Genomic DNA, 12,569 nt, shown 5'->3' on the forward strand with positions numbered 1-12,569 from the left:
GGGGAGGCGTCGGCTCACTTCTTCGTGTCCCCGGCGCCCTCGGTGGACCACTTCTCGACGTTCCACCAGGGGCCGGAGGCCAGCCCGTGGTCGTGCGGCTCGACCTGGGTGGTGAGGGGGCCGAAGCGGTCGTCGACGACGTAGAGGTGGTCGATGTGGGTGAGGAAGGTGTAGCCCGGGTTCTTCACCAGCTCGCGCTGGACGGTGTCGTACGCCTTCTTCCGCTCGGCCTTCTTCCCGCTCCTGCGGCCCGCCTCGATCGCGGCGTCGACGGCCTTGTTGTCGTACCAGGCCATGTTGTTGAAGCCGTCGCCGGCGAGGGAGGACTTCAGCAGGGTGTACTGGTCGAAGTCCGGGTCGGCCGGGGAGCCGCCGCCCGCGAGCACGGCGTCCTGCTTCATCCGGGGCTCGATGACCTCCCAGGTGCCGGCCTCGGCGGTGATCGCGATGCCGGCCTTCTTGGCGTCGGAGGCGTAGGCGAGGGCGTGCTCCTGGCGGAGCTTGTCGCCGGTCAGATACCAGAGCGGGAAGGCGGCGCGGACGCCGTCCTTGACCCGGACGCCGTCCTTGCCGGGCTTCCAGCCGGCCTCGTCCAGGATCTTCTTGGCGGCGGCGAGGTCGTGCTGACGCTCGGTGCCCTGGGTGAACCACTCGCTGTCGGTGGGGACGGGGCCGTAGGCGGGCTTGCCGTCTCCGTTGAGGATGGCCTTCACCATGGTCTCACGGTCGACGGCGACGTCGAGGGCGCGGCGCACGGCGGTGTCCCCGGCGACCTTGTTGTGCGTCGGGAGGGTCACCGTGCGGTAGTCGTAGCTGTTCGCGGCGTACGTCTTCTTGCGTTCGTCGTCCGCGAAGCCCTTGGCGAGGTTGGGCGGCAGGATCGCGCCGTCGAGGTCGCCGGAGCGCAGCCGGGTGGCGCGTACGTCGTCGTCCTTGATGATCGCCATGGTGAACTTCTTCACCTCCGGCTCGCCGCCCCAGTAGTCGGGGTTGGCGGTGAAGCTGAGCTTCTCGCCCTTGGACCACTTGCTGAGGACGTAGGGCCCGGTGCCGATGGGGCGGGTGGTGAAGGCCCCGGTATTGACGTCCTGCTTGCCCGCGATGTGCTCGGGGGCGATGGGCAGGACGGTGCGCTGGGCGAACGGCGCGTAGGGGTACTTGAGGGTGAAGACGACCGTGTCCTCGCCCTTCGCCGTGACGTCCTCGACGGCGTCCAGCTCGGTGCGGGAGGGGTTGTTGGTCTTCTCGTCGAGGATGGTGCGGTAGGTGAAGACGACGTCCTTGGCGCCGAACGCCTTGCCGTCGCTGAACTTCACGCCCTGGCGCAGCTTGTACGTGTACGTCAGTCCGTCGGCGCTGACCTCGGGAAGTTCGGCGGCGAGGGCGGGACGGAGCTTCATGTCCGCGTCCAGGGCGAGCAGCCCGTCGAAGATCTTGGAGTTGCCGTCCTTGCCGTAGCCGAGCAGCGGGCTGAGGCTGTCGGGCTCGTAGGCGATGCCGACCACGGCCGAGGTGGAGCCCGAACCGGATCCGCTTTTGTCGCTGTCCGGGTTCGAGCAGGCTGCCGCGGTCAGGGAGAGGGCGGTCACCAGTGTGGCGGTGACCGCCACCCGTATCGATCGGGCCGTCATACTCTGCACTCCCTGTTCAAGATCGACTGTAGTTGCGAGCAATACGCAATTAAACAGCACGCTCTGTCGTCGCCCGTCTTCGACCGGTGATCGCGGCGGCGGCGCCCCCGGTCGGTGTCACCCCTTGACCGCCCCCGCGGTGAGGCCCTGCACGATGTGCCGGCTGGCGAAGGCGAACAGCACCATGGTCGGGAGGATCGTCAGGACGGCCGCCGCGGACATCGAACCCCAGTCGATGTTGAAGCTGGAGATGAAGCCGTTGAGAGCGGTCGGCACGGTCTTGTTGTCGTCGCTGTTCATCAGCGTGACGGACAGGAACAGCTCGTTCCAGCAGTTGACGAAGTTGAAGATGAAGGCCGCCACGATGCCCGGCTTCATCACGGGCAGGAGCACCCGGAACAGTGCGCCGAACCGTGAGCAGCCGTCGATCATGGCCGCCTCCTCCAGGGTGTCCGGGATGTTGGCGAAGAATCCGCGGAGCATGACCGTGCAGAACGGGATGCAGACCGCGATGTAGACGAGGACGAGCCCGAGTCGGTTGTCGACGAGCCGCAGGTCGGTCATCAGCAGGTACAGCGGCCCCAGCGCGATGAAGCTGGGGATCATCTGGGTGACCAGGGCCGCCATCAGCAGCGCGGTCTTGGTCCGGAACTCGAACCGGGCGAGTACGTAGGCCGAGAGCATCGAGATCACGGTCGCCACGGTCCCGGCCACCGCCGACACGATCAGGCTGTTCATGAGGTAGGTGCCGAACTGGGAGGCACCGAACAGACCGGAGTAGTTCTCCAGGGAGAAGTCTTCGGGCCAGTACGCGAGGGGGAAGGTGAAGATGGCGCCTGCGGGCTTGAAGGACGTGATGGTGATCCAGTACAGCGGGAAGACGGTGAAGATCAGCCAGAGCGTCAGGAAGCCGATCCTCGCGGCCCTGCCGGCCCGGGACTCGCGGGTGTTCACTGCCGCACCCCCTTCTCTTTGGTGGCCGTGAGGTAGAAGACGGAGAACAGCAGGAGCCCGGCGACGATCAGCAGGCCGAGGGCGGACGCCCTGCCGTAGTCGCCCTGCTGCATGATCGTGATCATCCAGGTGGTGACGATGTGGGTCTCGTTGTTCGGACCGCCGCCCGTGGTGCCGAAGATGATGTCCGGGAAGTTGAAGATCCAGATGACCCGCAGCAGCACCGTGAGGGCCAGCGTGGCCCGGATGTAGGGGATCGTGATCCGGAAGAGGGTGCGCACCTTCCCGGCGCCGTCGAGCGCGGCGGCTTCGTAGATCTCGTCGGGAATCGACTGGAGCGCCGCGAGGATCATGATCGCGAAGAAGGTCACGCCGTACCAGATGTTGGCGACGATGATCGCGACCATGGCTGTCTTGGGGTCGGCCAGCCAGGCCACCGGCTCGTCGATCAGGGACGCCTTCATCAGCAGGTCGTTGACGACGCCGAACTCACTGTTGAACATCCAGCGGAACAGGATGCCGATCAGGAAGCCGGATATCGCCCAGGGGAAGAAGATCAGTGCCTGGTAGAGGCCGCGGAAGCGGAACCGGCGTCGCAGCCACAGCGCCAGCGCGAAGCCGATGACCAGCTGGGGCACGATCGAGGCGACCACCCAGAGGGCGGTGTTGCTCAGTACGGTGCCCCACAGCGGGTCGCCGAAGATGTCCTTGAAGTTCCCGAACCCGACGAAGGATGTGTCCGTCAGGTCCGCGAGGTTCCAGTTCCGGAAGGCCATCTGGCTTCCGGCGACCATCGGGTAGTAGGTGAAGAACGCGACGAAGACGACCGCGGGCGCCATGAACGCCGCGATGGTCAGACCTCTGCGCGTGGTGAATTCCCGCTTGCGCCGCCCGCCGTCCGCCGGCCGCGCCGGGTGCGGGCCCCCGGAGCGTCGCCGGGTCTTCTCCGGGGCGGGTGGAGCCGTACCTGCGCGCATGTCAGCTCTTCTCGCTCGTGCGCTTGGCGGTCCAGTACGCGTCCCAGTCGGCGAGGAGTTGTTTCTGCGTCATCTTGCCGAGGAGTACGCGCTGGACGTCCGCGTCGGCCTTCTGCGTCCACTCGGTGAACCACGGCACGTCCCGGGGCTGGGTGGCGGTGAGATACCGCTCCGGGTTCTCGTTCATCGTGACGTAGCTGGCCCAGGGCCCTGTCTTGTAGAAGGTGTCCTCGGCCGCCCGCTTCAGGATCGGGACGAGGCTGTTCTCCTGGGCGAACGTGGTGGACGCCTCGCCCTGCGACAGGAACTCGACCAGCTTCACGGCCTCCGCCTTGTGCTTGCTCCCCTTGGCCACGCCCCACCCGGCGGTCGCCAGCGGCTGCACGGCCTTCCCGCCCGGGCCCGCGAGCAGCGGGGCGGTGGTCCACTGCTCCTCCGTGATCGCCTTGGACTTCCGCAAGGTGGCGATCACCTCGGGGTCCTGGAGCAGGAACGCCGTGGATCCGTTGGAGAAGCCCTCGACCATTTCGGGATAGCCCCAGGCCACCGAGGACGGTGGCGAGGCCTTCTTGAAGAGGTCGATGTACGTCGCGAGCGCCTCGGCCGCCTCCGGCGCGGAGAAGATCGTGCTGCCGTCGGTCAGCCGGTAGCCGTCGGCGGGGTCGATCCTGTCGGCGACGTATGCCTCGATGACCGCCGTGACGTTGCTGACGGCATTGGGCCCGCCGCGGAAGGCGTAGCCGTAGCGCCGCTTGCCCTGGTCCTGGACGGCGCTCGCCTGCTGGAGGAGTTCGTCCCAGGTCGCGGGCGGCTTGTCGTACCCGGCTTCGGCTATGAGGTCCTTCCGGTAGAAGAGGCTGAGCCCGTAGAAGCCGTACGGCACGAAGTACGTTCGGCCTTCTTCGTCCTTGGCGGCGTCGACGGCGTTCTCGGTGAGCTGTTGCCAGCCGGACCAGCCCTTCAGGTCCGGACCCATGTCGTGGAGCCACTTGTTGTTCGACCAGGGGCCGACCGTGATGTCCCTGACCTCGACGGTGTCGACTCCACTGCCGGACTGCAGCATCTGCTGGATCTTCTGGTCCGCCTGCGCGGTCGGCGGGGACACCAGATTCACCTTGATCTTGGGGTTCTGGTTCTCGAAGTCCCCGATGAGCTGCTGCAGCACTTCCGTGCGCGCGGGGTTGGTGAGGCTCTCGACCATGTTCAGGGTGACGGTTCCGTCGCCGGATCCGCCGCCCATGGCGGAGCAGCCGGTCGCCGTCATTCCGAGGGCCAGGCCCAGAGCGACGACCATGTTCCTGTGTTTCATCGATGTCCTCCGTGGGAGTCGTTGCGGGACCAGGCGCCGAGTGTGGGGACGCAGCGTTCGGCGAAGTACTCGAAGTCGGCGGCCGTGTTGTACACATGCGTCGACAGGCGCAGGTAACCGACACCGCCGAAGCTGGTGAACGCCGCCGCCACGCCCAGCTCCCGCGCCACCCGGTCGCGCAGCGCATCGGCCTCGGCGTGGGTGGCGGCGAGCGGGGCGGGAAGGCGTACGAGCCGCAGGGCGCCGACCGGCATGCCGACGTCCACGCGGCAGTCCTCGCCGGTGAGTTCGGAGAACGCCTCGGCCACGATCCGCTCCGCGTAGTCCGCCAGCTCGTCCATGTAGGTGCGGGCGGTCTCCCATCCCCAGGTCCCGCCCACGAAGTCGAGCGCGGTGGAGGCCGCGAGATAGCTGGTGGCGTCCACGGTGCCCTGGGTGTCGAACCGGTCGGGGAAGGGGTCGCGGGCGCCCCAGGAGTCGATGAGGGGGAAGAGGCTGTCGCGCAGGGCGGTACGCGCGACCAGCGCTGCCGTCCCCCGCGGGGCGCAGCCGAACTTGTGCAGGTTGCCGACCCAGATGTCGCAGTCGACTCCGGCGAGGGGGTCGGCCGCGAGCCCGGGCACATGGGCCCCGTCCACGAGGACCGGGATGCCCCGGCGGCGCGCCTCGGCGGCGATGCGCCCGACGGGCATCCAGCGGGCCGTCGCCGAGGTGATGTGGTCGATCACGACGAGGCCGGTCGCCTCGCCGATCGCGGCGCTCACGCACGCGTGAGCGGTGTCCTCGTCGGCGTCCAGCGGAACGTGGGCGGTACGCACGGTGCCGCCCCACCGCCGGGCGAGGCGTTCGGCCCCCATGGTGACCGCGCCGTAGCCGTGGTCGGTGACCAGCACCTCCCCACCCGGGCGTGCCGGGAGGCTGTGGTAGGCCACGCTGGCGCCGGCGCTGGCATTGGGGACGAGGGCGAGGTCGTCGGCCGCCACCCCGAGGAAGCCGGCCAGCGCGCTCCGCGCGGCCGCGATCTTCCCCGGCAGCGCGGGAAACCACTGCACGGGTGACGCCTCCATCAGCCGGCGCTGACGGTTCTGTTCCCGCTGGGCGACGAGCGGCACGGCGCCGAAGGATCCGTGGTTCAGGTGCTTGACCGACGGGTCGAGTGACCAGGCGGCGACGGCCGGACGGCCGTCGGGGAGGGCCAGCGGCCGGGGGGCGAGGTCGATGGTGCGCACATGGCTCCCAGAGGCGGTGGGACATCAGACATGGAACGGAAGAGGTGTGATGACTTGGCCGGAATACTGCCCTCCCCCTGGCGGATGGGCAAGGCTTTGGCGCAAGTTATCCAATGACTTGTTGTTGCATTGCGATGACATACGACGACTCGCCTAAACTGACGGCCTGCTCGGCATGACACCGGGCCGACACAGAGAGAGAGCGATGTCCGCAGTCGACAGGGCGTTCCACGGCCTGCGCCGCATGATCTCCAGTGGCCGCCTCGGAGCCGGCCAGCGGTTTCCACCGGAAGCGGACCTCTGCGAGGAGCTCGGAGTCTCCCGGGGATCGCTGAGGGAGGCGGTGCGGATGCTGGCGGCGCTGGGCGCGGCCGAGGCGCGGCACGGCTCGGGGACGTACGTCTCCGCGCTGCGGCCCGAGGATCTGCTCGGGAGGCTGTCCCTGACCGTCGAACTGCTGCCCCTGGACGGCCTGCTGGAGCTCTTCGAGATCAGGCGGGTACTGGAGTCGCACGTGATGGCCCAGGCCGCCGCCCGGATCACACCCGAGGAGCTGGACACCCTCCACGGTTGGCTGGAGACGATCGAGGCCAGTGAGGACCCGGCGGAGTTCGCCGACTACGACCACCGGTTCCACGCGGAGATCGCCCGCATCGGCGGCAGCCCCTCGATGGAGGCGCTGCTGACGGTCTTCCGGTCCCGGTCCCGGCACTACCGCGTGTTCGCGCTGCCGGAGGGCCCGGAGTTCAAGCGCGCGGGGGACGAGGACCACCGGGCGATCGTCGCCGCCCTGGCGAACCGCGATCCGGCCGCCGCGGCGAGCGCGGCGGCGGCGCACATCGCCCGCAGTGAGCGCTGGCTCGGCGCCACCCGCCCTCCGGTGACCGAGGACGCGACGGAGGAGCCCGCCTGAAGGCACGCGGACGGCCCCGGAAACCCGCCGCGACAGACGCGAGAGGGTTTCCGGGGCCGGATGTGGTCCGGGCGGAGGCCTACGGTGCCGGCAGCTCCGCAAGTTCCGCCACGGCCCGGCGGTGGCCGCCCGCCGTGCCGTACGCGATCGAGTCGGCCTTGGCGCGCTTGAGGTACAGGTGGGCGGGGTGTTCCCAGGTCATGCCGATCCCGCCGTGCAACTGGACGCACTCCTCGGCGGCGTGGACCGCGACGCCCGAGCAGTAGGCCTGGGCCACCGCGACCGCGAGCGGGGCGTCGGGGCTGTCGGTGGCCAGCGCGTCGGCGGCGTTGCGGGCGGCGGCGCGGGCGGAGACGACCTCCAGCCAGAGCTGCGCCATCCGGTGCTTGAGCGATTGGAAGGAGCCCACGGGCCGGTTGAACTGGTGGCGTTCGCGGGTGTGGCGGACGGTCTCGGTCAGGCACCACTCGGCGATCCCGAGCTGTTCGGAGGCGAGCAGTCCGGCTCCGGCCAGCAGTCCGCGCCGTACGGCGGCGGCGCTCGCGCCCGCGTCGGCCAGCAGGGTCCCGGTCGCGCTCGCCAGGGTGACGGCGGCGAGCGGGCGGGTCAGGTCGAGCGGGACGAGGGGCTGGACGGCGACCCCGGGGTCCGATGCCTCGACCGCGTACAGCCCCTCCGCGGTCGGCACCAGCAGCACGTCGGCGGCCGCCGCGTCGGCGACGCCGCGTACCGTCCCGGCCGGCGCGGCGATGGCCGCGTCCGCCCCGGCGGGCGGGGTCGCGAAGGGCACGGCGAGCACGGCCGTACGGGCGCCCGAGGCCAGTTCGCCCAGGAGCATGGCGGCCGGGCCGGCCTCCGCGCCCAGCGCGAGCAGGGTCTCGGTCGCCACGACGGAGCTGGTCAGGTACGGGGCGGGGGCGACGCTGCGGCCCAGCTCCTCCAGGACCACGGCGGCCTCGCGGTGGGACGCGCCCTGGCCGCCGAGCTTCTCGGGGACGAGGAGTCCGGCCGCGCCGATGCCGGTGGCGAGCGAGGACCACAGCCGCGGGTCGTACGGCGTGTCGGACTCGGTCGCCGCGATCACCGTCGGCGCGTCGGCCCGGTCGGCGAGGAGGGCGCGCACGGCGGAACGCAGGTCCTCCTCGTCCTGGGTGTAGAGCAGGTCGGGGGTGGCGGGGGGCTGGGCGGGCGGGGTCATCGGCTCAGGTCCTTCCAGGCGACGTCCTTGTCGTTGCGGGGTTCGGCGGGCAGGCCGAGGACGCGCTCGGCCACGATGTTCAGCAGGACCTCGCTGGTGCCGCCCTCGATGGAGTTGCCCTTGGAGCGCAGATAGCGGTAACCGGCGTCCCGTCCGGTGAAGTCGACCAGTTCCGGGCGGCTCATGGTCCAGTCGCCGTACAACAGCCCCTCGTCGCCGAGCAGTTCGACCTCCAGGCCGCTGATCTCCTGGTTGAGCCGGGCGAAGGCGAGCTTCATGCCCGAGCCCTCGGGGCCCGGCTGTCCGGCGACGAGTTGCTGGCGCAGCCGCTCGCCGGTGAGCCGGGCGACCTCGGCCTCCACCCAGAGGGTCAGCAGGCGCTGGTGGGTGTCGGGGGTGCGCAGGTCGGGGCGGTCGCGCCAGGTCTGCGAGACCGGGCCGATCATGCCGCCCTCGCGGGGGATGCGGGAGCCGCCGATGGAGACACGCTCGTTCATCAGGGTCGTCTGGGCGACCTTCCACCCCTCGCCGACGGGTCCGAGCCGGTGGCTGTCCGGGATGCGTACGCCGGTGAGGAAGACCTCGTTGAACTCGGCCTCGCCGGTGATCTGGCGCAGCGGCCGGACCTCGACGCCGGGGTCGGTCATGTCACAGATGAAGTAGCTGATGCCGCGGTGCTTGGGGAGGTCCGGGTCGGTGCGGGCGATGAGGATCGCCCAGCGGGCCAGGTGGGCGCTGGACGTCCAGACCTTCTGCCCGTCGACGATCCAGTCACCGTTCTCGTCCCTCACGGCCCGGGTGGCCAGCGCCGCGAGGTCGGACCCGGCGCCGGGTTCGCTGAAGAGCTGGCACCAGACCTCCTCACCGACCCACAGGGGGCGCAGGAAGCGGTGCTTCTGCTCGTCGGTGCCGAAGCCGAGGATGGTGGGGGCGGCCATGCCGAGGCCGATGCCGATACGGCGCGGGTCGTTGTCGGGCGCGTCGGCGGCGGCGAGTTCGGCGTCGGCGACCTGCTGGAGGGAGCGGGGCGCGTCGAGTCCGCCGAGGCCGGCCGGGTAGTGGACCCAGGCGAGGCCGGCGTCGAAACGGGCCTTCAGGAAGTCGGTGCGGTCGGTGGTGGCGGGCGGGTGCGCGGCGAGCAGCTCGCGGGTGCGGCGGCGGACCTCGGCGGCGTCGACTGCGGGGCTCATCGGGCGCCTCCGGGCAGGACGACGATGCGGCCGGTGCTGGTGCCGTCGGCGACGCGCTGGACGGCGTCGGCCGCTCCGGCCATCGCGACACGCTCACTGACCAGGGGTTTGACGATGCCCTGGTCGGCGAGCTTGGTCAGCTCGTCGTGGCAGGCGCGGACGGCGGCCGGGTCCTTGGCGTTGTAGAGGCCCCAGTGCAGTCCGACGACGGAGTAGTTCTTCACCAGGGCGTGGTTGAGGCCCGGGGTGGGGATGACGCCGCTGGCGAAGCCGACGACGAGGATGCGGCCCTCGAAGGCGACGCACTTGGTGGACTTGGCGTACGCATCGCCGCCGACCGGGTCGTAGACGACGTCCGCGCCGCGCCCGCCGGTGGCTTCCTTCACGGCGGCGACGATGTCCTCGGTGCGCCGGTCGATGACCAGGTCGCAGCCGAGCTCGCGGGCGACGGCCGCCTTCTCCGGGCCGCCGACGACGCCGATGACCTTGGCGCCCGCGGCCTTGCCGAGCTGGACGGCCGCGCTGCCGACGCCGCCGGCCGCCGCGTGGACGAGGAGGGTCTCGCCGGGCTGGAGGTTCGCGCGGCGGTGCAGGCCGAACCAGCCGGTCTGGTAGCCGATGTGCAGAGCGGCCGCTTCGGCGTCGTCCAAGGCGTCGGGGGCGGGCAGCAGGGCCGCCTCGTCCGCGACCACGTGGTCGGCGAAGCCGCCGTGGGGCAGGGCCGGGGTGGCGAGGACCCGCCGCCCGTCCTCGGTCACGCCGCACACCTCGACGCCCGGGGTGAACGGCAGCGGCGGCCGCACCTGGTACTGGCCCCGGCACAGCAGGGCGTCGGGGAAGTTGACGTTCGCCGCGCGGACCTCGACGAGCACCTGCCCGTCGCCGGGCGTGGGCCGGTCCGTCTCCTCCAGCCGCATCACCTCGCCCGGCTCGCCGTTCCGGTGTACTCGCCATGCCTGCATGAGGGGCCTCCACAACACTGTCGGCGTCAACCGCCGGAGCGGTCGGCATTACCACTGCTGCGCCGCATACTAAGCGGTCGCTTGCCGATCTGGGAACACCCCTGACCCGCCCCCGGGGCGCCGCGGAGCCTCAGGCGCGCTTGGGCTTCGCCCGTACGTGCATGCGCTCGCCCTGCGGGCCGAAGAGGCTCAGGAACTCCACCGTCTCGTCCTCGGCCGGGCCGAACCAGTGCGGCAGCCGGGTGTCGAACTCGGCGGCCTCCCCCGGCTCCAGCACCAGATCGTGTTCGGCCAGCAGCAGCCGCAGCCTCCCGGAGAGCACGAACAGCCACTCGTACCCCTCGTGCGTGCGCTGCTCCGGCGGGCCGCCGCCGCCCGGCTCCTGGATCAGCTTGTAGGCCTGGAGGCCGCCCGGCCGGGCGGTCAGCGGCAGCATGGTCCGGCCGTGCTGCACGATCGGCTTGGCCCGCACCCGGGGGTCGCCGACGGGTGCGGCGCCCACCAGGTCGTCGAGCGGCACCTCGTGGGCGCGGGCGATCGGCAGCATCAGTTCGAGGCTGGGGCGACGGCCGCCGGACTCCAGCCGGGAGAGCGTGGAGACGGAGATGCCGGTGGCGGCCGAGAGGGCGGCGAGGGTGACCCCGCGGTCCTTGCGCAGCCGGCGCAAGCGGGGACCGACGCCGGAGAGGACGGACTCCAGTTCCGGGTCGTCCCGGTCGTGTTCCTTCATCCGGCCATTGCAGAATCGGCAAGCCGGTTTGTCAATAATGCGGCCGGAACCCCTGGCTCAGTGCGCGAGGACCTCGAAGGTGACCGCCGGCCGGCCGTCGAACTGCTCGGCGGCGGCCTCCACCATGCCCGTCAGGAAAGTCCGGCAGTACCGCTCCGGGTCCTGTTGGGTCAGCGCCTCGATGTACGTGCGGTGCTCCAGCAGCGACTGGACCGAGCGTTCGAGACCGGCCGTCGCGTCGACCGCGTGGGTGGGCCGGTCGCTGCCCGCCACGGCGGTCCAGCGCACCCCGTCCCACGGCTGGAGTCCCCGCTCGGTGAGTTCGGGGAAGATCCAGCGGTTGCCCGCGTCGGCGACCGCGTCCAGCGTGGCGCGCCCGACCGCCCGGTGGTCGGGGGTGTTCCAGGCGGCCCCGCCCCAGGTGTCCCGGTGGTTGAGGGTGACCACCAGTTCGGGGCGGTGCCGGCGGATGGCCGCGGCGATGTCCCGGCGCAGCCCGGTGCCGTATTCGATGACGCCGTCGCGGTGGTCCAGGAACTCCACGGTCCGCACGCCGACGACGGCGGCGCTCGCCCGCTGCTCCCGCTCGCGCACCGGTGCGCACTCCTCGGGCGGCAGGGTGTCGATCCCGGCCTCGCCGCGGCTGGCGAGGAGGTAGACGACCTCGCGGCCGCCGTCGGTCCACTCGGCCACGGCGGCGGCCGCCCCGTACTCCAGGTCGTCGGGGTGGGCGACGACGGCCAGGGCGCGCTGCCAGTCGACGGGCATCGGTTCGAGTCGCTGCGGCGTCATACGGGCAGGCTACCCCCGGCTCCGGCGGCCGGCGTGCGAGGCTGGAGTCCGGCGAACGAAAGGACATCCGCTCGTGACCAGCCCCGCATCCCTCTCCCCCGCTCAGGCCGCAGCCCGTCTGGAGGAGTTCACCGTCATCGACGTACGGGCTCCGGGAGAGTACGCCGCCGGGCATGTCCCCGGCGCCCTGAACATCCCGCTCGACAAGCTCCCCGACGCGCTGCCCGCGCTCAAGTCCGCCTCCGCGCGCGGTTCCCTGCTGGTGGTGTGCGCTTCCGGGGTCCGGTCCACGCGGGCCTGCGAGATCCTGGCGGGCGCGGACATCGAGGCCGTGACGCTGACCGGCGGTACGTCGGCCTGGGAGGGCGACGGCCGCGGCCTGGACCGCCCCGAGGGTGCGCGCACCACGTGGCCCATGGAGCGTCAGGTGCGGCTCGCGGCGGGTTCGCTGGTGGTGGCGGGACTGGTGGCCGGTATCCGTTTCCCGGCGGCGCGCTGGCTGTCGGCGGGCGTCGGCACGGGCCTGGTGTATTCGGCGCTCAGCAACACCTGCGGCATGGCGGCGGTCCTCTCGAAGCTGCCGTACAACCGCGCCCCGCGTTCCGCCGGCGACCTGGATTCCACGCTGGAGGAGCTCCAGCGCTGATCCGGCGGGCCGGGCCGGGTCCGCGACCACCCCGGGGC

12 protein-coding genes are annotated in these 12,569 nt (G+C 71.1%); 2 read left to right on the plus strand and 10 right to left on the minus strand.

What is annotated here, in order from left to right; genetic code table 11:
* Nucleotides 1–14: 14 nt before the first annotated feature.
* The 5 genes from ACFWRV_RS28705 to ACFWRV_RS28725 form a co-directional block, all read right to left on the minus strand.
* Nucleotides 15–1,631 carry an ABC transporter substrate-binding protein gene (locus ACFWRV_RS28705; RefSeq protein WP_384338629.1) on the minus strand — a complete coding sequence of 539 codons (1,617 nt, stop codon included), beginning with the start codon at nucleotides 1,629–1,631 and terminating at the stop codon, nucleotides 15–17.
* A gap of 117 nt (nucleotides 1,632–1,748) precedes the next feature.
* The gene (locus tag ACFWRV_RS28710) at nucleotides 1,749–2,585 is read right to left on the minus strand and encodes a carbohydrate ABC transporter permease (protein WP_384338630.1); all 837 of its coding nucleotides are present in this window, start codon (nucleotides 2,583–2,585) and stop codon (nucleotides 1,749–1,751) included.
* Entirely contained in the window at nucleotides 2,582–3,562 is a 981-nt protein-coding gene (locus ACFWRV_RS28715; protein WP_384338631.1) for a carbohydrate ABC transporter permease, read from the minus strand. Before ACFWRV_RS28715 ends, ACFWRV_RS28710 begins: the two co-directional genes overlap by 4 nt.
* 1 nt (nucleotide 3,563) lies before the next feature.
* Nucleotides 3,564–4,871 (minus strand): ABC transporter substrate-binding protein, encoded by a 1,308-nt coding sequence (locus ACFWRV_RS28720; protein WP_384338632.1) that lies wholly within the window; start codon nucleotides 4,869–4,871, stop codon nucleotides 3,564–3,566.
* Complete coding sequence (locus ACFWRV_RS28725) at nucleotides 4,868–6,100, minus strand: aminotransferase class V-fold PLP-dependent enzyme (protein WP_384338633.1); 1,233 nt, start codon at nucleotides 6,098–6,100, stop codon at nucleotides 4,868–4,870. Before ACFWRV_RS28725 ends, ACFWRV_RS28720 begins: the two co-directional genes overlap by 4 nt.
* 205 nt (nucleotides 6,101–6,305) lie before the next feature.
* On the opposite strand from ACFWRV_RS28725, the gene ACFWRV_RS28730 reads away from it, so the two are divergent.
* Complete coding sequence (locus ACFWRV_RS28730; protein ID WP_384338634.1) at nucleotides 6,306–7,013, plus strand: FadR/GntR family transcriptional regulator; 708 nt, start codon at nucleotides 6,306–6,308, stop codon at nucleotides 7,011–7,013.
* A gap of 79 nt (nucleotides 7,014–7,092) precedes the next feature.
* Here ACFWRV_RS28730 and ACFWRV_RS28735 read toward each other — a convergent pair whose 3' ends face one another.
* The 5 genes from ACFWRV_RS28735 to ACFWRV_RS28755 all read right to left on the minus strand — a co-directional run bounded on the left by ACFWRV_RS28735 (nucleotide 7,093) and on the right by ACFWRV_RS28755 (nucleotide 11,885).
* Nucleotides 7,093–8,211, minus strand: coding sequence for an acyl-CoA dehydrogenase family protein (locus ACFWRV_RS28735; RefSeq protein ID WP_384338635.1), 1,119 nt, complete (start codon nucleotides 8,209–8,211; stop codon nucleotides 7,093–7,095).
* Nucleotides 8,208–9,401: an acyl-CoA dehydrogenase family protein gene (locus ACFWRV_RS28740; protein WP_384338636.1), complete on the minus strand. Its 1,194-nt coding sequence runs from the start codon at nucleotides 9,399–9,401 to the stop codon at nucleotides 8,208–8,210. The genes ACFWRV_RS28735 and ACFWRV_RS28740 overlap by 4 nt, the downstream gene beginning before the upstream one ends.
* Complete coding sequence (locus ACFWRV_RS28745) at nucleotides 9,398–10,363, minus strand: NADPH:quinone oxidoreductase family protein (RefSeq protein WP_384338637.1); 966 nt, start codon at nucleotides 10,361–10,363, stop codon at nucleotides 9,398–9,400. Before ACFWRV_RS28745 ends, ACFWRV_RS28740 begins: the two co-directional genes overlap by 4 nt.
* Before the next feature lie 130 nt (nucleotides 10,364–10,493).
* Nucleotides 10,494–11,093, minus strand: coding sequence for a helix-turn-helix domain-containing protein (locus ACFWRV_RS28750; RefSeq protein WP_384338638.1), 600 nt, complete (start codon nucleotides 11,091–11,093; stop codon nucleotides 10,494–10,496).
* A 57-nt stretch (nucleotides 11,094–11,150) separates the two neighbouring features.
* On the minus strand, nucleotides 11,151–11,885 hold the full coding sequence (locus ACFWRV_RS28755) for a PIG-L deacetylase family protein (RefSeq protein ID WP_384338639.1): 735 nt from the start codon (nucleotides 11,883–11,885) through the stop codon (nucleotides 11,151–11,153).
* Between the two features lie 73 nt (nucleotides 11,886–11,958).
* On the opposite strand from ACFWRV_RS28755, the gene ACFWRV_RS28760 reads away from it, so the two are divergent.
* Nucleotides 11,959–12,531 (plus strand): rhodanese-like domain-containing protein, encoded by a 573-nt coding sequence (locus ACFWRV_RS28760; RefSeq protein ID WP_384338640.1) that lies wholly within the window; start codon nucleotides 11,959–11,961, stop codon nucleotides 12,529–12,531.
* Nucleotides 12,532–12,569: the final 38 nt, after the last annotated feature.

This window comes from Streptomyces sp. NPDC058576, assembly GCF_042718715.1.
In the GTDB taxonomy this organism is placed as follows: domain Bacteria; phylum Actinomycetota; class Actinomycetes; order Streptomycetales; family Streptomycetaceae; genus Streptomyces.

Bases quoted from the DNA above. Each gene is read 5' to 3' on its own strand.
- ACFWRV_RS28705 (WP_384338629.1), bottom strand. From the start codon at position 1,631: ATGACGGCCCGATCGATACGGGTGGCGGTCACCGCCACACTGGTGACC.
- ACFWRV_RS28715 (WP_384338631.1), bottom strand. From the start codon at position 3,562: ATGCGCGCAGGTACGGCTCCACCCGCCCCGGAGAAGACCCGGCGACGC.
- ACFWRV_RS28720 (WP_384338632.1), bottom strand. From the start codon at position 4,871: ATGAAACACAGGAACATGGTCGTCGCTCTGGGCCTGGCCCTCGGAATG.
- ACFWRV_RS28730 (WP_384338634.1), top strand. From the start codon at position 6,306: ATGTCCGCAGTCGACAGGGCGTTCCACGGCCTGCGCCGCATGATCTCC.
- ACFWRV_RS28735 (WP_384338635.1), bottom strand. From the start codon at position 8,211: ATGACCCCGCCCGCCCAGCCCCCCGCCACCCCCGACCTGCTCTACACC.
- ACFWRV_RS28740 (WP_384338636.1), bottom strand. From the start codon at position 9,401: ATGAGCCCCGCAGTCGACGCCGCCGAGGTCCGCCGCCGCACCCGCGAG.
- ACFWRV_RS28745 (WP_384338637.1), bottom strand. From the start codon at position 10,363: ATGCAGGCATGGCGAGTACACCGGAACGGCGAGCCGGGCGAGGTGATG.
- ACFWRV_RS28750 (WP_384338638.1), bottom strand. From the start codon at position 11,093: ATGAAGGAACACGACCGGGACGACCCGGAACTGGAGTCCGTCCTCTCC.
- ACFWRV_RS28755 (WP_384338639.1), bottom strand. From the start codon at position 11,885: ATGACGCCGCAGCGACTCGAACCGATGCCCGTCGACTGGCAGCGCGCC.